The organism is Chitinophaga japonensis (assembly GCF_007830125.1).
Classification (GTDB): Bacteria; Bacteroidota; Bacteroidia; order Chitinophagales; family Chitinophagaceae; genus Chitinophaga; species Chitinophaga japonensis.
This window is the reverse complement of the sequence record NZ_VLLG01000008.1, coordinates 249,456-269,402: the sequence shown is the minus strand read 5'-3', so window position 1 is coordinate 269,402 and position 19,947 is coordinate 249,456. Positions and strand designations below refer to the sequence as shown.

Annotated in this window: 10 protein-coding genes; all 10 read right to left on the bottom strand. The window is 49.5% G+C overall.

Annotation, left to right across the window (positions count from 1 at the left end; genetic code table 11):
- On the bottom strand, positions 1-7,946 hold a 7,946-nt coding region (locus tag LX66_RS28080; RefSeq protein ID WP_145719724.1), incomplete at its 3' end, for a non-ribosomal peptide synthetase.
- 42 nt (positions 7,947-7,988) lie between these two features.
- Positions 7,989-8,498 carry a transcription termination/antitermination protein NusG gene (gene nusG, locus LX66_RS28075; RefSeq protein WP_145719723.1) on the bottom strand — a complete coding sequence of 170 codons (510 nt, stop codon included), beginning with the start codon at positions 8,496-8,498 and terminating at the stop codon, positions 7,989-7,991.
- Between the two features lie 240 nt (positions 8,499-8,738).
- Positions 8,739-9,914 carry a lanthionine synthetase C family protein gene (locus tag LX66_RS28070; RefSeq protein ID WP_145719721.1) on the bottom strand — a complete coding sequence of 392 codons (1,176 nt, stop codon included), beginning with the start codon at positions 9,912-9,914 and terminating at the stop codon, positions 8,739-8,741.
- Between the two features lie 95 nt (positions 9,915-10,009).
- Entirely contained in the window at positions 10,010-10,735 is a 726-nt protein-coding gene (locus LX66_RS28065) for a LytR/AlgR family response regulator transcription factor (RefSeq protein ID WP_145719719.1), read from the bottom strand.
- Between the two features lie 12 nt (positions 10,736-10,747).
- The gene (locus tag LX66_RS28060; RefSeq protein WP_145719717.1) at positions 10,748-11,914 is read right to left on the bottom strand and encodes a sensor histidine kinase; all 1,167 of its coding nucleotides are present in this window, start codon (positions 11,912-11,914) and stop codon (positions 10,748-10,750) included.
- Entirely contained in the window at positions 11,911-13,362 is a 1,452-nt protein-coding gene (locus tag LX66_RS28055; protein ID WP_145719715.1) for a S41 family peptidase, read from the bottom strand. The genes LX66_RS28060 and LX66_RS28055 overlap by 4 nt, the downstream gene beginning before the upstream one ends.
- Positions 13,363-13,489: 127 nt before the next feature.
- Positions 13,490-13,666: a class I lanthipeptide gene (locus LX66_RS28250; protein ID WP_158642791.1), complete on the bottom strand. Its 177-nt coding sequence runs from the start codon at positions 13,664-13,666 to the stop codon at positions 13,490-13,492.
- 137 nt (positions 13,667-13,803) lie between these two features.
- Entirely contained in the window at positions 13,804-14,535 is a 732-nt protein-coding gene (locus tag LX66_RS28050; protein ID WP_145719713.1) for an HlyD family efflux transporter periplasmic adaptor subunit, read from the bottom strand.
- Between the two features lie 6 nt (positions 14,536-14,541).
- Complete coding sequence (locus LX66_RS28045) at positions 14,542-16,725, bottom strand: peptidase domain-containing ABC transporter (RefSeq protein ID WP_211366608.1); 2,184 nt, start codon at positions 16,723-16,725, stop codon at positions 14,542-14,544.
- Between the two features lie 20 nt (positions 16,726-16,745).
- Positions 16,746-19,874, bottom strand: coding sequence for a lantibiotic dehydratase (locus LX66_RS28040; RefSeq protein ID WP_145719711.1), 3,129 nt, complete (start codon positions 19,872-19,874; stop codon positions 16,746-16,748).
- Between the last annotated feature and the right edge of the window lie 73 nt (positions 19,875-19,947).

Genomic DNA, 19,947 nt, shown 5'->3' with positions numbered 1-19,947 from the left:
CGAAGCCAGGAACGAACACCGGCCTCATCTGCAGCACCATCCCATACCAGGTAGCTCACCAGTTCCTTATCTGCACCATCAATACTGGGCGCCAGCACTACTGCTTCTCGAACACCATCATAACCCTGCAGCACGCTCTCCACTTCTCCAAGCTCTATCCGGTAACCCCGGATCTTTACCTGGTTATCACCACGACCTAAAAACTCCAGGTTCCCCTCTGCTGTCCAGCGAGCCAGGTCACCGGTACGGTATATCCGTCCACCGGGCATATAAGGATCAGGGATAAAACGCTCGCCCGTCAGATCTGGACGGCCCCAGTAACCCAGTCCTACGCCTACGCCTCCTATCCACAATTCTCCCGTAATCCCTATGCCGCACAACTGAAAATGCCTGTCCAACACATATAGCCGCGTGTTGCGCAAAGGACGGCCCACCGGCACATAACCGGAGCTGCGGGATATGGCACCAGGTCCTTCATAAAAACAGGAATCGATGGTAGTTTCAGTAGTGCCATAGCTGTTAAGTATGCGTAACCCTGGACGGCCAAAGCGTTCGCATACCTTGCGGTAATCTTCTACGGAAAGGGTATCGGAGCCTAATATCAATATGCGCATAAAGTCCAGGGGCTTACCCTCCTCATGCATATAATCCAGCAGCGGCAATAAAAGACCTGGCGTAGACTCCAGTATAGTGATACGGGCGCCGTGCATCAGCTCATAAAGGCCCTGCAGGTCGTGCCGCTGTTCTGCAGCACAGATCACCATCAACCCTCCCCGGAAAATGCTGCGTAGCATATCACCAAAAAACACGTCAAATGAAATACTGGCTACCTGTAACAGGCGTACTTCAAAGGTATCGAGCTCATAGGCCGCACCAAGGCTATCCCATAAGCCCAACAGTTGCCCGTGCGAAATCATTACTCCCTTGGGACGGCCCGTAGAGCCTGACGTGTACACCAGATAAGCCAGGTCGTTTGTACCCGGCTTTAACAGCGGGTTATCTGCATTATACTGCCGGGCAGACGCATCGAAAGCAGCAAGGTTAAGCATACTTACAGGCCGGGACGTTACGGGTATATCCGTTTCCGTTAACAACAAATCGATCCCGCTATCTGCGATCATGTATTCCAGGCGGTCCGCAGCATATTCAGGATCCAAAGGCACATAGGCCGCCCCTGCTTTTAGTATGCCCAGCACGCCGGCCACCATCCATTCATTGCGGCCCACCATAATCCCTATCCTGTCGCCGGGTTGCACACCGTAATCTTTCGTCATACAGTCCGCCAGCCGGTTGGCCTGCTCATTCAGCGCCGCGTAGCTCAGCTCAGCCCCGTTGTAACATACTGCCGGCAGATGGCCATAGCGTTGCACAACCGACTCAAAGAGGGTCACCAGGTCCGGGGCTGGCATTACCGCGCTCCCGGTGCCGGAAAACCCCAGCAATGCAGCCTGTTCCTCCGGGGGCAAACAAACCGGTATGTCAATGGGTTGATCACTGTCCTGCACCATGTTATGCAGCAACTGCAGGTACCGGTTCAATAAAATATGTATGCTTTCTTCCCTGAAAATGTCCGTATTAAAGTTCAGCGCCAGGGAAAGATGGCCATTCGCTTCCGAGAAATCAAATGACAGATCAAACTGGCTGGTTGCATGGTCTGCCGGGAAAGGATTTAAAGTAAGCCCTTCCAGTTGCAGCGGCTGCGCCAGGGTTGTTTCAGTATTTAAAAGATCCACCATTACGTTGAAAAGGGGTGTACGGCTTTCATCCCGTACCAGGTCCAGTTCTTCTACCAGCAGGTCAAAAGGATATGCCTGGTGCTCAAATGCATCCAGGAAAGTTTGTTTCACCTTCCCGACCAGGATATCAAAACTGTCTGATGTACCCAATTGAGTACGCAAAGGCAGGGTATTCACATAAAATCCTACCTGCGATGTGAGGTCCGGGTGTATCCTACCGGCTACCGGAGCACCGATAATAATATCCGTCTGCCCGGTAATACGATACAAAAACGCTTTTACGGACGCCAGCAATACTACAAATACTCCGCAGGAGTTGGCTGCTGCCAGCGCCATCAACTTTTTCCGCAACGTATGGTCTATGCTGCGATGTAACGTTTTCCCGTTATAGGTTTGCAGAGCCGGCCTTATCTTGTCTTCCGGCAATTGCAGTACGGGAATGTCATCGCTGAAACGCTGCAGCCAGTATGCTTTTGAAGCGCTTAAAGCATTGCCTGCTACCTGCTCCTGTTGCCAGGCCGCAAAGTCCTTGTATTGCAGGGGCAGCTCAGGCAATGCCGGCGCGGCTCCTGCAGCGAAAGCATTGTAAGCATGGGACAGCTCTGTGGAGACAATGTCCATAGACCATGCATCTCCTATAATATGATGCAATACCAATACGAAAAGGACCCTATCGTCATCCAACTGTATAACAGCGGCTTTGAGCAGCGATTCCGATCTGAGATCAAAAGGGTATGCAGCAGCCTCCTTTACGTAGCGGTGCGCTTTCTCCATTGCATCAACGTCATTGCTGAAATCCAGCAACGTTATCTCAAATGGCCGGTCGCCGGAAATCACCTGGCAGGGGCTGTTATCAATAAAGACAAAGTTTGTGCGTAGCACCTCATGCCGTTGCACCAGCCAGCGGAATGCCTGTGCAAATGCATCCTTGTTGAAAGCTCCTTCCACCAGGAACGCCCAACTGAGATTATAGGCGCCTTTGTTCTCCTGGAAATTATCCAGCAACCACAAGCGCCTTTGACTGTAGGACACCTGGTAATACGGAGCAGGGGCGGCCAACGGGATACTTTCCCCAGCCATCATGTCCTGCCTGCCGGCAGATGCTATTAGCCCGGCCAGTTCCCTTACTGTAGGATTACCGAAAATATCCTGCAGGCCCAGCCGCAGCTCCCATTGCTGCTGTATCCATAATATCAACCTTGTAGCCAGTAACGAGTTGCCTCCTTTCTCAAAAAAATTATCCGTTACGCCAATGGATGCAATCCCCAGTATGTTTTTCCAGGCTTCCAGCAGCCTAGTTTCCTGCTCATTCCCCGGTAAAACGGCTACCGCCTCCATTTCCATTGCGTCCCCGGTCTCATACGCAAGCAGTGCTTTACGATCCACCTTGCCATTCCCTGTTAATGGCAGGCCATCCACCTGCCTCCATATTGCCGGCAGCATGTAAAATGGCAGCCTTGCCTTTGCAAAAGCCTTCAGCGTTTCCACCGTTACCTCCTCATGCGCCGTATAAAAGCAAGCGAGTATTTCCTTCCCCTGGCTGTTCTGCTTAGGCACTACGGCTACCTCCGATACACCTGCGTGCTCCGCCAGTTGCACTTCTATTTCTGTCGTTTCAATGCGGTAACCGTCGATCTTCACCTGTTGATCCTTGCGGCCCAAAAACTCAAGCTGCCCGTCTTCACGCCAGCGGCCAAGATCCCCCGTACGGTACAGTTTGCCAAAACGTGCAAAAACATCATCTGAAAAATGTTGTTCCGTAGCATCCGGCAGGTTGATGTAACCATCGGATACGCCGGTACCGCCTATATATATTTCCCCGGTGGCGCCGGCGGGCAGCAGGCACTGATGCTCGTCCAGCAGATATATTTTCCGGTTGCGGACGGGGCGCCCGATAGGAATACTGCCGGTACCCGGCGTTACTTTATAATAACAGGCACAAACCGTTGTTTCAGACGGTCCGTAAGTATTGTAAATGTCCAGTCCTTCCTCCAGCAGTTGATCTATCTGGGTGTATTTCAACACTTCCCCGCCGCTGATCAAAACCCGTAATTTAGCCGCAAGTGCCGCCTGTTTGTTCAGTTCCCCTATTACAGTAGGCGTAGTGCTTAAAACAGTAGCCTGCCCGCTAACAATGGCGTCGATGATCGCGTCAGTATTTCTTCCCCCTTCGCTTAAAATGTGGATCGCAGCGCCCTGGCACAACGCTGGAAATACCTCCTCTACCAAAGTATCGAATGATAACGCTGATTGCTGAATGACGATATCATTCCCGCTAATTCCGAAATAGGCTACCACCGTCTGTGCATAATCATAAAGCGCAAAACGGTTTACAGACAGGCCTTTGGGCCGTCCGCTTGTGCCCGAGGTATAAATGACATAGGCTTCATCCTTATCGCCTACTATTACACCAGGATCATCAGCCGGGTACCCGTCCAGGACATCCGTTGCCTGCTCCCATACAACAAGGGAAACACCACAGGCCGTAAAATCATGCGGACAGCCGGCTGTTGTCAACAATAATTTTATACCACTGTCAGCTATCATAAAATGCAGACGGGCGGCAGGATAGTCCGGGTCCAGCGCAACATAAGCAGCGCCGGCTTTCAGGGTGGCCAGTATAGCGATCAATGCCTTTTCCGATCTCGGCAGGCAAATGCCTACCCGGTCGCCATACCCTATACCGTAGCTGGCTTTCAGATGGCAGGCCCAGCGGTTTACCTGCTCATTCAGCACCTGGTAGGAAATGCGCTTCCCTTCAAAAATAACGGCGGTGGCATGGGGGTTGGCGCGCGCCATCTGCTCAAAACGCCTTACCAGGTCACTCTCTGCATAAATGGGGGAATAGTACGGGTTGTTATAGGCTTTTATCAATAGCAATCTTTCTTCTGCAGGCAGCATGTCAATATTGCTTAGCCGGGCAGCCGGGGTTTCCAGCAATGCGGTCAGCAACGTACTGAAATGGGCTGGAAACCGGGCAGCCTGCGCAGGAGAGAAAAGACCTGATCTGAAATCGATATGACAGGTGAGCCCCCCCTGCTCCTCTATGAACTCAAAGGACAGGTCGGCCAATGCAGTATCCACCGGCAGCGTTAAACGGCCGGCCTTAATGTTACCAAAATCGTCGTAAGCGCCTTGCCCGAAGTTCTGGAATAACACCAGCACATCCAGCAGTGGGGCCGCAGTAACGCCAGTATGATGGTTGGTATTCCCATCCATATCAGCAGGATACAACTGGTGCTCATAGGCGTCAAATATTTTTCCTGCGATGTAAGCCAGCAGCCATCCGATGCTGTTATCCGGTGAAAAACGGCTCCTGATCATCATGGTATTGATAAAGCAACCGGCTATTTTCTCCAGCCCGGTAGCCATCCTGCCACTGCTATCTGTTCCAATAGCCAGGTCCGTTCTACCAGTATATTTATATAACCATACGCTTACCAGGGTCAGCAAGGCAGAGAATACGGACACCTGCTGCCGGCTGCAGCATTGCTTCAACTGGTCATAGGTGCGGGCATCCAGCGTAAAATCAATACGCCGGGATGTAAAGTCACTATGATCTACCATGCTGTGGGACGGACGGAATAACGGGGCTGGCTCAAAGCCTTCAAACTCGCGGCGCCAGTATTGCTGATCCGCCAGGTACTTTTCGCCGGCCATCCAGGATGCATACCAGGCGGCATACTCCCGGTAGGAAGGTTGCTGTTCAGGCTGCGGTATATTATTTCCCGCCACTAATGCGCTGTAACAATCCGCCAGCTCATTTTTTACCAGCAGTAGCGTCCACCCGTCACTGATAATGTGATGCATTGCCATGCATATGATACTTTTGCCGGGGGCTATTTTAAAAAGCCCTATGCGCCATAGCGGCGCGCTTTCAAGATCAAAAGGCATCAGTATGAATGACCGGCACAATTCCCTTGCGGCAGCCACCGGGTCGCTCTCTGCAGACAGGTCCCTGAACAGGAAGCTTACTCCCGACGCTTCATCAAAGCGCTGACGCGGCCCCTGATCTGTCAAATGAAAACGCGCGCATAGCGCGTCATGCCGGTCCATCAGCTCCATGGCTGCCGCTTCCAGCAATTCCGGGTCAATATCGGCTTCCAGGAGCAGCGTATATGCGATATTCAGCGGGCTGTTATCCGGCTGCAACATCTCCATCATAAAGAAACGTTGCTGCGTTAACGTCAAAGCAAATTCTTCCTGCTCACCGGCAGGCAGTAAAAAAGTCTCTCCCTGCTGAACAGGCGCATTTACCAGAAAGCGCTCCAGCACCTCCAGGGAGGATGCATGGTCAAAAAAGTCCTTGATCGTGATCTTTCTGGACAGGCGTTCCCCGATCATTGAAACAAAACGCATGATCAGCAGGCTGTTGATGCCGCTGTCCAGCAAAGGTTGCTGCCTGTCGGTCACCACCTGGCCGGTTATCTCCTGCCAGGCCTGTGCAATACTATCCCCGGGGGTCAAGGCAACGGTTTCTGCTATGGCAGGTGCAGCCAACTGCTGCAGCTCCTGCAGCACAGTGTCCCAGTGACCGGCTCTGAACTGCTCGATCAGCCGGAAATGCTGCACTTTGCCACTGGTGGTTTTGGGTACTTTTTTCACCGGCACAATGCACTCGGCGCTGAGCCCCGTTTGCTCCAGTATTACTTTCCTGGCGACCATCGCCATCTCCAGGAAACGCTCCGACGGTCCTTTGTGCAAAACGAAAAGCACCAGCCGGTCATTTTTCTCATCCGGCTGTTTTATGGCACAGGCCACCACCTTGCCCAGTTCCATGCCTGGTATAACCTGTACCACCCTTTCAATATCATGAGGATAGTAATTCTGGCCGTTTAAGATCATCATGTTCTTCGCTCGGCCGGTAATAACCAGCCGCCTGTTGCGCACAAACCCCACATCGCCTGTGCGCAGCCAGCCGTCACGTGTGTAGAGGTGCTGTGTAGCCTCCTCCTGCAGGTAGTAGCCTGCTGTTACATTAAGGCCCCGGATATGTATATGCCCGATCATCCCGTCTCCCAGCCATTCGTCCTTTGCTCCTGCAATCCTTATGTTACAATGATCAATAGGATATCCTACCTCCACAAAGCTTACCGCACTCTTGTCTTGAGGGTCCAGCTCCTGGACGCTGTCCCCGATGCTCAGGCGGTCCCTGTTCAAATAGTAAACCACCAGCTCTTCTCCCGGCACAGGCAATGTTACGGCTACGGAGGCTTCCGCCAGGCCGTAACCGGGGAAGCAAACCCGTTCCTGCAAACCATACGGCGCCAGCGTATGCTGGAAATTCCGGCAGATGGCGGCATCAATAGGCTCTGCGCCATTATATATAATCCGAATAGTTGACAGGTCCAGCCCTGTGGCCGCAGCCTCTTCCTGTGAAAATGCGGCCAGGAAATACTGGTATCCGAAATTAGGCGAGTATAGCTGTGTGACCTTATGCTGCGCAGCTTTGGCCAACCACAAGGAGGGCCTTCTGATAAACAACGACGTAGGTAAAAGGAATTGCGGGATGCCTGCAAATACGGATGACAGGTGAAAACAGATCATTCCCATGTCATGCGTAAGCGGCATCCAGCTCAGGCTTTTATCCTGTGGAGTGGTAGCGGAGCGCATTACTATGTCCCGCGCATTGTACAGCAGGTTCTCATGGGTCAGCACTACTCCCTTAGGGTTCCCTGTAGAACCGGAAGAATATTGTATATAGGCAATATCGGAGCGCCTGATCTCCGGGACCTCCTCTATGCTTTGTTCCCGCTTTGTAGTTACATCAACCGGCACACAGGAAGCCAGCATGTGCTCCAGCACATCCGGCAGATCCAATTCCCCTGCAAACTGGATGATCCTTTTTAGCTGGTCATCTGTTGTAACCAGGTATGGACGCCGCAGCGAACGCCATACGGCAAACAGCTTGTGCTTGTATTCATCCTGTCCACCAAAAGAAAGCGGCACCGGGATGATCTTTCCTATCAGGCAGGCCCAGAAAACAAGCAGAAAGGACTTATTATCTTCCAGTTGGATGACCAGCTCGTCCCCCTTTTGCACGCCGGCTGCCTTCAGGTTGTATAATACAAAACAGGCCTGCTTTTTCAACTCATCATACGAAAGAAATGTTTCTTTATCCTGACCGGAAATGAAGGTAATACCCGCATCTTTCCCTGAGCTGCTGCTGAACAATACCTCTACTAGAGAATTTATGCTGTTGAAAGACATATCTTTTAAGTCTTTTTTAGTCGGTTTCCAAAAGGGTTATTATTATGAACATTTACCCAGCAAATGGGTCGGCAGATCCGCAAGGATGCTTCTCTGCAGCATTTGCACACGTACCAGTAGCTTGTCTTTCCCTTTATGCTGCACCACTTCGCAGGTCAAACCGCATAAAGGGCCTTCCTGTATGGTAAGCCGTTCGCCGGGATTAAAGCGTGCATCTGATACTTCCACGTTCTCCGCTCCGCGCTCAATCAACCTGACAGATTCAATCACTGCTTCACTCACCTTCGCCACTTCATTTCCAAACCTTACATAATCGCAGGTGCCCTCTATGCTTGAACCATGAAAAAATTCATGAAGATTATTCAGGCGCACGAAAACATATGAAGGGAATAAAGGCATATCTATCGTTTTAATCCTGTCACTCCACCTTCTCCTTGTTTTTGTGTAAGGCAGGTAAACCTGTACATTTTTATCCGCTAATTCGTTTGCCACGCGGGCTTCCTGACGGGGCCTGGTATACAGAAGATACCAGCCAACGCTGAACTTGGCCATTGTAAATGCGGTTTAGAATTAATAAAAGAGATGAAAACGGGGTGTAAAAAAGTCGGCTAACGGCAGGGTACAGCTATCGCTACAAAGAGTCCCAGTCTGTTCCGTTAAAGATAAAAGGATACTTTTCGAAAACCCAGGTGAGTTCTGACGTTTCGTTTTTTCTGATGATACAAACTTAAACCGGAATCCAGCCAGGTAAAAAATTGTTACACCAACACGTTCATTATAAGTACAAAACTTCTATAACAACAACGCCTTGTTCCAGCGCAATGTCATATCCGTTACATACGAAAGCAATGTAAATGCAATCCCGACAACGCCTTCCAGCATATCTCCTTCCTTACCTGCATAGGCGTCCTTTTCCAACTCTTCATCCAGCAACAGGATCGTTTTCTCGATCCAGCATTCGTATCCTTCCCGGTAAATCTCCAGCCCTCTTTCCTCGTACAATGTTTTGCAGAACTGTGCGAGTCCAGCAGTTCCGTGGCAGAAACAGGAAGTGCTGACCATGGTGGCGCACTCGTCCCTGCGCATCATACTTTGCATACCTATCAGGTCTGCCAGGCGCAAGAGGCTATCGTCGTTAAAGCGCTTTCCCGCCCGATAAAACAGCAACACTTCATTAAGGTCACCGTAGCACCAGCCCATCCGGTTGGGAGCGGATATTTCGCTTGCGCCACGCTTCATCATGAACGGGAAAAAGGAGTATTCATTACGGGAAAAATCAACGTCTATCTTGTGTTTGAGGATAAACTGTATGCCGCCGTTGACGGTTTTCTGTATCAGCTCCCTGTGTGCGGAAGTATCATAGGCATTCAGTAATACCAGCAGTATTCCGCACAAACCATGTGACATGCTGAAGTTGATCACCTCCTCTCCGTCTACCCTCATCAGGGTGTTCCTGAACCAGCAGCCGGCATCTTCCTGCACGGCGTTCAAACATACTTTTTCTACCAACGTATCCAGGTAACAGGCCACCTGCGGAGTAGTACGCTGTCTTTCCGTGAAGTAATGTATTACCCCCAGCGCTCCGTGCAGGAAATCAGTATTATCTTCAGAAATAAGGTCACAGGCTGTTTTAAACAGGTATTCATCGAGTCTTTCGAACTCGTTGTCCACCTCAAATTCCAGTAACCCCTGCCGATACATGGAGTTTACGGCAAAGCCCAGGCCGGCGCCTCCCGTACTCAATGCAGCTCCTATCAGGGTGGGTATGGTGGAATTGATGTTGCTAAAAACCTGTTGGAGCAGGTCTTCCGCCTTATGCTTCAGCGCGGCCTTTTCTGTTACTTTGTAAAGGTGGAAATAATAATAGATCAAGCCCAGTCTGCCTTTCAGGAAAGTGTCATTGCTGCTGACATGGCTTTCCAGAAGGGCATTTAATCTATCTAGTTGTTTCTGGGCTATTTGTTGCATCGTTCCTGATTACTTTATCTGCAACAAATTTACCCCCCGGGGAGGGCCATTCGTAATTTTCTACACCAAAGGGCCGATTACAGGTACATACGTCCCTACCCCATCAGCTTATCCTTCATAATATCGTAAAAAGCGGCTTTATAGGTCTCCCCCAGGAGTATATCGGCCTTTACATTCTTCAATATGACCATGTTTCCCTCAATGGCAACGATCTTATTTACGGACACAATATAGGATTTGTGCACCCGGAAAAAATGCTTTTTGGGCAGTCTTCCTTCCAGGTCCTTCATATTCAGCAGTGCCATTGTTTTCTGACCGGCATGGTAAATAGCCACATAGTTTTTCATACCCTCTATATAATCAATATCTTTCAGATTGACTTTCAGCATCTTACCTTTAAACTCTGTCTTCACAAAGATATAATCGTCCTCAATGGAGGCGTCTTCCGATGCAACTGCTATGGATGAAGTAACCATATTCAGCACTCTTTGAACGGCCTTGAAGAAGCGGGGCAGCGAAATGGGCTTTAACAGGTAGTCTACTACCTCCAGTTCAAATCCTTCAGCGGCAAATTCGCTGTAAGCGGTGGTAAGAATGACTTTACACTTCCCCTGGATAGTTTTGGCAAAGTCCAGCCCTGACATTTCCGGCATTTGTATATCCAGGAATACAAGGTCCACCTTCTGCACATTCACTATCTGTAATGCTTCAATAGGGTTGGTGGTAGACTTTACCAATTGCAGGAAGGGCGTTTGACTGATATGGTGCGTGAGCACATCTACAGCATGCTGTTCATCATCTACTACTAAACAGTTGATCATAGTTATGCGGGTTTACAGTTTATCAATCAATAGGTTATAGTTGATATTACCGGCATAGCCTCCCATGGAAGCACCGCTGCCAGCGGAAAGGGCTGTTTGTGCCGCAGGCTCCTCTCCTGTATCCAGATTAATGAACAACGCTGCAGTATATGCATCTTCCTCATCCTTTATATGCAACTGGTAGTTGTCTCTATAAACGGCGTGCAGTCTTTTACGGATATTGTCCATCCCTATGCCGTGCGACAACTCTTTAGGACCTTTTTTCTTCCTGTTATAGGTAGTAAAATGAATCTGCCGGTTATGCTCGTCTACTGCCAGCTTGATAGTAAGCGGATATTGCTGGTTGGTAAGCTCCCCATGCTTGAATGCATTTTCCACCAAAGTAATCAGCACGAGAGGAATGATCCGCAAGGTTTCAAAATGTCCGGTTACTTCAAAATCTACCTGCAGGCGGTTACTAAACCGTAGCTGGTTTATTTTGACGACATTCTGCAGGTGCTCCACCTCCTGGGTCAGCAGTACAGTACCGCTTTCATCTTCTCCGCTGTTAAGGGAGTAACGCATGATCTCACACAGGGTAAGAATGCCCTCGGACAGCTCCTTTGAGCATCCCAGGGATTTGGCATAAAAGAAATTGAGCGTGTTATGCAGAAAATGGGGATTAATCTGTGCTCTCAGGAAGGCATATTCCGCCTCCAGCTTGCCCTGCTCCGCCTGCAGCTTCTTCCGCTCTATTACCCGCAGCTCCTTTTCCTTTGTGATCAGGCGCTGCGCAAAATAGTAGCCAAAGGCGAAAAAGGAATACCGGATAAATGCCCAGAGACCTGATATGACAAAACCGCCCAGGTCAAAGGGCGGCACTTCCACATCCGGCAGCAGCAGGGGAAAAATAACGTCTCCAATAAGGGCAAAAAGCAGGAGGTACGAAATGAACAGCAGCACTTCCATTACAAACAGCAGCACATACCTTTCGGCAGACAACAGTTTCATGTACAGGAAAATGCTTCCGTAGAACACGTATATGCCCGGTAGCTGGGTCAGTAGTATATCTCCCAGGTTAACGGAAGCCTGATCATTCACGAAGATCTTATTCAGCGTACCAAATGCAATATACAACAACCAGGCTCCAACATGGAGCAATATTATCCTGTATTTCCTGGGGATGTTCAAGAAGGTCATTTTACGGGATATTTGGTTCTTACAAACTCTACCCAATCTACAACATTGTCGGGAATTTCCACATCAGGCTGAATACCTTTATTGTCCAGCGGTTCCTTTGGCAGCCGGTTGGTACGGGAGGTAGCGTAGCGCAGGGAGTACAGGTTGCAGGGCATTTTCGTAGTAGCTATATCCAGGTAATCAATGGCGCCCATGCTATGCTTACCGAAGATTTTCACCTTGCTGCTTTGCCTGGCCTTCAGCAGTATTATTTCCGCAGCGCTCGCACAGTTCTCATTAATGATAAAAGATATTTTCTGCGGGTATGGCAACATACCAGCCAATACCAGCGTATCATCCTTCCAGAGATTATACATGGCTCCTTTATGCGCCCGAAGCTCCGCCAGCTCCTTTTTGAACAGGTTACGCATGCTGTCCGATATATTGGGATAATCCGTAATGGTGTAAAGGTCATTGATATTGTCTTCCGTAGCCATTACCGACTGGCCCTTGGTGATGATAGGCCTGGTATATAAAAAGGGCAGCAGTTTCTGAAAACACAGCACAGACCCTCCCGTATTGTTCCTGAGATCAATAATAAAATGCCTGCTTTTTTTGATCACTTCAAAGTGATGCTCCACCAGGCTGTCTATAAGCGGCTTGGCTGCCAGGCTAAAGCTGGGCAATGCCAGCATACAGGTTTGTGAGTCCAGTGTACTAAAAGAGGGGTCATAATAGTGCCGGGGCTTCCGGTGCGCCATGCTGTCCTCCTCACGGGGATAGACCTTATACCAAACGCCGCCGATGCCTGCATTGAAGGTATGCCGGTCAAGTGCAAGGGTGGGCTGCAGGTCATTGTGATTCTTATTGTAAAAGTATAACATCCTATAGGTACGGTTATGTTTGCGTATCCTGGCTTTCACCTGCCCCGGCAACCAGAATACGCTATCTGCCTGCAGGATAAATCCAATGAATTCCTGCCCTTTTTTTTTCCGATCCCGCATAAATGCCATCCGGTAGATACCACGGTCGTCTTCCCAAATGCCTTCCAGGGAATCCAGCTCTTGCTTGTTTTGCTCCAGGTATTGCATAAACGCGGTATGGGAAACGTTTATTTTTTCCGATGCGGAAAAGATACGCCTGATACGGATGTTATTATCGGCGCTGTCTCCGTTTAGGACGAGAGTCATATGCCGGTCCCTGAAAAAACGAATCCATTTCCGCAGCACGAATAAACATTTCTCCTCACCTGTTTTTGCCGCTACCTGCTCCAGGCTGTCCGTATAGCGTATAAACTCAGGCCGGTTGGATGCGGTTACCTTATCCATGAAGCCTGCATAGTTTCTTTCCACCTTTGCCACCATGTGGCGGAAATTGTCAATACAGCTACACTGCTGTGCAACCGCACTTGCGCACAGGCAACAAAAACAAAGCAGCATAATGTATTTTACGGCATTTGGTCTTTTCATTTATACTCCTTTAAGATAAAAAATATTACGGGAATCTCACTATGACCGGCTCTTGACATTTCCATAAGGCAAGCGACAGATCCGTGAGGTTCCCGTAATAAAACGAGTGTTGGCAGGTCCTGCAGGTTCACAGGGTTTGAAGCGCGGTTTCCCTGGTATCGCACTGCGGGCGCCCGGATGCATCTGTTGTATTAATGATTATTCCACCTCCCCATAACATGTGCATTTTTTCAGCATCCAGCTTAATAACTGTTACTTTGTTCAGTTTCAATTTTTGTTCTTTTTTTTCAGTACTCTTTCTCATTTTTTAAGGTTTAACAGTTAACAAATAGAGTGTTGTGATTAGTTTTTCCGTATCAATCCGGTATTGTAAAACTAGTATGAAAAGTGTGCTCCCGGAAAAGCGCTACACGAAACGGATGATTCCATGTACCAAACAGCTCAAAAATCAGCCAGAAAGCTGAAAATGCGCTGAACCAGGCGCTTATCGGAGGTAATGATCTCCGCCTGCCCCTTCTCACCCTGGTAGATCTCCAGCTCCCTGTTATAATTAGTGACACTCCCTTTATCTGGCTGTATTACCACTTTAACGGTATTACCTGCTGCAGGCAATGGCTTTGACACCACCCTGCCGCTGATACTGCCATACTCAGCTCGCGGATACCGGTACAAACTGATATTTACCCGCTGCCCTATACGAATATTTCCCGAACCGGCGGCCGGCATTGTTGCAGTTGTATAATACTGCTGCCCGAAAGGAATAATGCTTACCAGGAGAGTTGCTCTTGTAAAGGCGCTATTCCGGCGTATGGCCTGCTGTAATAAAACCCTGCCGGCAGCGGGACTGGTGATAGTATCCCGCATGCCCCGGCCCCTGACCTGCAACAACGGTTGCCTTTCCTGCACGCTGTCGCCATCCTGCACGTATATTGCCTCTATGGCCATACCGGGCTGCAGCACAACATCCGCCGGCGGCATTACCGGCGTCATACAGGCTTCCCCCTTAATAATGTCAGGGTACCTTATCAGAAAAGAAAGAGCGCACAGCAGCAGTATAATGCCCAGCAACAACAGGCTGCCCCATCGTATGATCCAGGCCGGTGCAGCCCCCAGCACTTCATTGATCTCCCCGCTTACCAGCGACGATTCGATATGTCTATTCTTTTCCTGCATATGCTCTTATTCTCCCAGCTCCAGTTGGTTTTTAACAAGATTGAAATAATAACCTTTCCCGTGGATCAGCTCCTGGTGCGTGCCGACCTCGGCAATCTCCCCCTTCTCCAGCACCACGATCCTGTTGGCATTCTTTACTGTACTTAACCGGTGTGCAATCACTATTACCGTTTTCCCCTTAAAAAAACTGTCCAGGTTCTCTATGACCACTTTTTCGTTGCGGGCATCCAGGGCACTGGTAGCCTCATCAAAAAAAAGCAGCTCGGGATCTTTGTAAACAGCGCGCGCAATCAGTATCCGCTGCTTCTGCCCGGTGCTCAGGCCCATGCCGTTCTGTCCGATACGGGTATCATAACCCAGCGGCAGGGATTCAATAAATTCATGAATGTTAGCAACCCGGGCGGCGTTCCATAGTTTCTCCTGGTCAATTTCTTCGTCACCCACGGCGATATTGCTTACAATAGTATCACTGAATATGTAACCTTCCTGCATAACCACTCCGCAGACGTTCCGCCAACGGCTATGCGGGATAGCGGTAATCGGCGTATTGCCGATCCTTATTTCCCCGCCTTCCGGGTCATAGAACCGGAGCAGCAGCTTTAACAGGGTGGTTTTGCCACTGCCGCTGGCCCCTACAATAGCGGTTACACTTTTCCAGGGTATGAGCAGGCTGATATTTTTCAGCACCATAGGCGTCAATGAACTGCTATCATACCGGAATGACAGGTTGCTAATGCGAATGTCCCCTCCGGGAGCTTCCCTTATTACCCGCACTTCCTGTTTTTCTTCATCGGCACGACGGTGTATCTCGTTAATGCGGTTAATGCTCAGGCGGGCGTCCTGCAGTGCCTTGATGAATTCCACGAGCTGCAGGATTGGGGCGTTCAACTGCCCGATAATGTAGGATATGGACAACATAACACCCAGGGTAATTTCTCCCGCCAGCACCAGCCTGGCTGCCAGGAAGGAAACGATAATATTCTTCAGCTCATTGATCAGGGAAGCGCCGCCGGACTGCAACTGGCTTAGCGTAAGGCTTTTAAGGTTGGTTTTAAAAAGCTTTACCTGCAAATGTTCCCATTGCCATCTTTTCTTCCGTTCCGCGTTGTTCAGCTTTATTTCCTGCATGCCATAGATCAGCTCCAGGTTCTTCTCGTTATTCCTGGTGAGCAGGCTGAAACGCTTGTAATCCAGCGCCGCCCTTCTTTTCATAAAAAACAGTATCCACCAGAAGTAAATAGCGCTCCCTATTGTAAACACCGTGAAAATAAGGGGGCTGTAAATAAATAGTACAATACTGAATATCAACAGGTTTATCAGTGAGAAGAAAATATTCAGGGTACCCGATGTCAGGAACAGCTCCACCCGCTGGTGATCATTGATACGCTGCAGGAGATCCCCTGTCATCTTCACGTCAAAATAACTCATCGGCAACTTCATCAGCTTCCTGAAAAAATCGGAGAGCAGGTTAATATTGATCCTGCTGCTGAGATGCATCAGGAGATAGCCCCGGATAATCTCAACGCTTATCCTGCCTGCAAAAAGCAATAGCTGGGCCAGCAGCACCAGGTAGATAAACGAAAGGTTGTGATGCTGTATTCCTATATCCACAATGCTTTGTGTAAGAAAAGGAAATATCAGTTGTAAAATACTGCCGGCCAGAAGACCTGCCAGCAATTGCGCTGCAAACCGGCGGTAGCGCACCAGGTACTTATAAATAAACCGGAGATCGCTGCCGGAGGATGCCTCTGAACTTTCCACCTGCTCAAATTCCGGGGAAACCTCCAGGGTAAGAATAACACCGTATACATCCGTAACCGCCCAACCTTTAAGAAATTCCTCCCTGGTATACACAATCAGCCCATGTGCAGGGTCAGATACATATACCCTGTTCTTTCTGATCTTGTATACTACGATAAAATGGCGCTGGTTCCATAATGCAATGCACGGAAAAGGTGATTCCGTGGCCAGGTCCTGTAAGCTTATTTTTGCTCCTACCGTACGGAAGCCTATCTTTTCAGCCGCTTCGCTGACATTCAGCAGGCTGGAACCGGCCCGTGTTGTGTTGCTTAGTTCCCTAAGATGCTCCAGCGAAATGGACCTGCCGTAATATTTACTGATAATCCGCAGGCAAGTGGGGCCACAGTCCATTTCGTCATACTGCCTATAATGTGGAAACCTTTTCAACATGCTTGTTTAATTTTGAGCGCCTATCCTGCTGCTATCATTGTTTTTTCCCGCACCATTGCCGATTTATAGTAACGGGACAGGAAATCATACATCACCATTTCCTGCTTGCGTGGATAAGTAATTGTGATACGGTTGATCATCATATGAATATAGCTGCGCAACAGGTCCGGCACAGGCACCTGCAGCTTACCTGCTTTGTCCAGTGCCAGTATTTCATCAACTACACCTGCTATGTTCCGGGATTTCTCCCCCAGGATGCTCACCAGGCCCCGTAGCGCGCACTCCTGGTCATCGGACGCATTCATAACCTGTTCGATCATCTGCTTATTTTTCCTGTATTTACTATCCAACTGCAGCTTCAGCGGTTTATCCATATTGAACTCCAGGCCAAAGTCTTCCCGCAAACCGTCCAACAAGGCATACTTGTCCCGGAGCGGGAAGCAAAAGCAGTTCAGCAGCTCATCTACAGCGCGCAGCCCCCACAGCCACCTCATTTCTTCCCGCTGATCTCCGCGAGTATTGTCCAACAGGTTGGTAAACGCAACACTGTCATGGTAAAACAGTGTTTCGGCCAAACCGATCGTATTATCACCATACCGGCCGGTTTCCCTGGTATAGGTGTCCAGTTGTATTTTCCATATGTATCCTGCCGCTTTATATGGCTGTAAACAGGCATGTACCTTCCGCGACAGAGGTCCCAGGTCATTTATATCTGACAGGTGTAAGCGCAGCCTTAAATGAAAATCCGGGTCACTGTAACGTATGAAAAACCACTTGTCCACCATACGGCTTTCTACCAGCTCTTCCCCCAGTGGCTTAATGGCGTCCAGCAATATCTTATCGGCAGATTGTATGCCGCAATACAGCTTATAGTACATCCAGTCGCTGCCCGGCGAAAAGTGGCGCTGTGCAGGACCGTCATAAGGCGGGGGGGAGTGCTTTATTTTCAGTTGCTCATATGAGGCGATTCCCTTTCCCAACACAGCTACCAGTTGGTTGACATAAGACCGGCCGCCTTCATCCGTTATCTGTTGCTGGTCGTTCAGGAATTCCCGCAGCTCAAAACGCGGCCTGTTTTTTACGGTATCCAGCCAGACGGATGCTGTGGCGGCATGTGTGAGATCTATTAACAATTCATTATCACCATCAGCAAGGACAACCTGTACCGGTAGCTTCCATTGCAGCCGGAACCGATGCAGCGCCTCCTGCAAATCCTTTCCCTGCAAGTTCAGCAGGGGCTGTATATCTTTTTGCAGGAAACGCCATTTGGCCAGGTAAAGTACCGTATTCTTATACGTTACCCTGGGAAAGAACCGGCACTGTGCATTCAGGGCTCCCCAGTGAAATGACATCCCCCCCCTTTTATCCTGCAATTGAAGATCGCACAGGAAACGATACACCGGCAGGGCATTGCCGGAGTAATTGTGGGCTGTGCTCAGCCGCGGAATGACCTGCTTGCCCAGGCGGCGGGAACGCAATATCAAACGGTTATTCTTTACCGAGATGTACAGGTCCTGTACATCTATCTGCTGCTCCTTATCCAGTGAAGACTTTGCCAGGTACGGGATCTCATACTGCCTGAATACAGGATGTAATAAAATATTTCCGGTACGGCTTTCCGGCAGGTGGATAATTTCCGCATATACAAAATCAGGGTCCATTTCCTGCTCCCGCCTGGTAATATCGCACACCAGCCGGTTAACAGCCGGGTCAGCATGCGCAAAGCGGCCCAGCATATTTGCGGCGCTGGAGCTGCCCACGCTTTCCAGGTAAATGGTATGGGCACTTTCACTTATAATCCTGAACATTACGGCAAAGGAGGGGGGCAGGTTGTTCCAACTGGCGCTGAACCCTTCCAGGTCTTCGTCCATTATCTCAATAGTCTGCCGCCCGTAGGTATACATCTGCAGCAGCTTTTCACTCAACATCCTCTCCAACGGCCCCCAGGAGAGCTGCGCTTCCTTCTCTTCCCCTGCTATTACTATGTCATCTACCAAGGGGGCAACGCTAGTACCGCTGTTTTCCGTATATCCTATGCCGGCATCTGAATCCAGCACCTCCAGCAGTGGCATTTCCCTGTCTTCATAACGTTCGCAAAAACGCCGTATAAAAGACTGCAGGTGGGGGTTTTCCTTAAAGCAGCTCAGTTTGTTCAATACCGTTAACGCCTCCCCCAACTGTTGCTGCACCTTTACGCTTATCCCATTACCAGATACCTGTTTAATAACATCTGTCTGGAACAGCCTGCTTTCATCATAATCCACGCCCAGCATTGCCAGCAGCTCCATAACTTTCCTGTATGGCGCAATATCATTATCTTCCGAAGCATCCAGTTGCTGCAGCAGGCAGGCTACCTGTCGCAGTACCTGCAATACATCGGCTGTAGCTGCTTCCTGCTCCTTGTTAATTCTTTCCAGCACTTCTATCAGTTGCTCCAGAAATTCCTTGCCGGTAATGGCGGGCTCCATCTCGCTGACCAGTACCTGGGCGTTTATCAGCTCGTCAATAAACCCAAGCGCTTCTTCCGCTGTAATATTATCTTCTACCAGCCAGTTGCAGAGCTGCTGTACTGTAGCTCCATTGTAAGCAGCGTTTACTACCTTATCCAGGTATTCGGAGGTGCTGACCGCACTGATCTGATGGATACGCTTCCCGTTTACATAAATATACTCTACGTAACGCAGCTCGTCTCCTATCGTATAGGCGCTACTGTTTGAAAAATACAGCAAATTATTCCTAATGCCAGGTAAAAGCGCTAACTGTTGGGATAAAGCGCACAGGTAATGCATGTCCAGCCGGGTATGCCGGCTAATGCGGCCGCTGCTAACTGCCACGGCTGTAGGCTCATTGGTCCAGTGTATCACTGCACAGCCTGAAAAGAGGCCAAAAGGCGTACAGCGGCTGCTCATCCGTATCAGGTACTTGTTAAGTGAACGGGTGAGCTTTTCTATCTCCTTTTTCCCACTTATGCGGCCTTCTTTCCATTTAATGCATTCATTGTACAAAACAGGCGAAGCAAGATAAACAGCTTCCAGGAAGGCATTGTTGCACAATAATGCGGATACCTCATGACTGTTGCACAGTTCTGCTAAAGGATACCTGGGCGTTCTTAACACCAGGCGGCCGTCAAAAGTGTAAGGCGTACTCATAAAAGGGCGCTTTTTTGAGCTGATGAGATTGATCCGCCTACTCTATTCTACAGCTTTTCGGCTTCCGCTGATA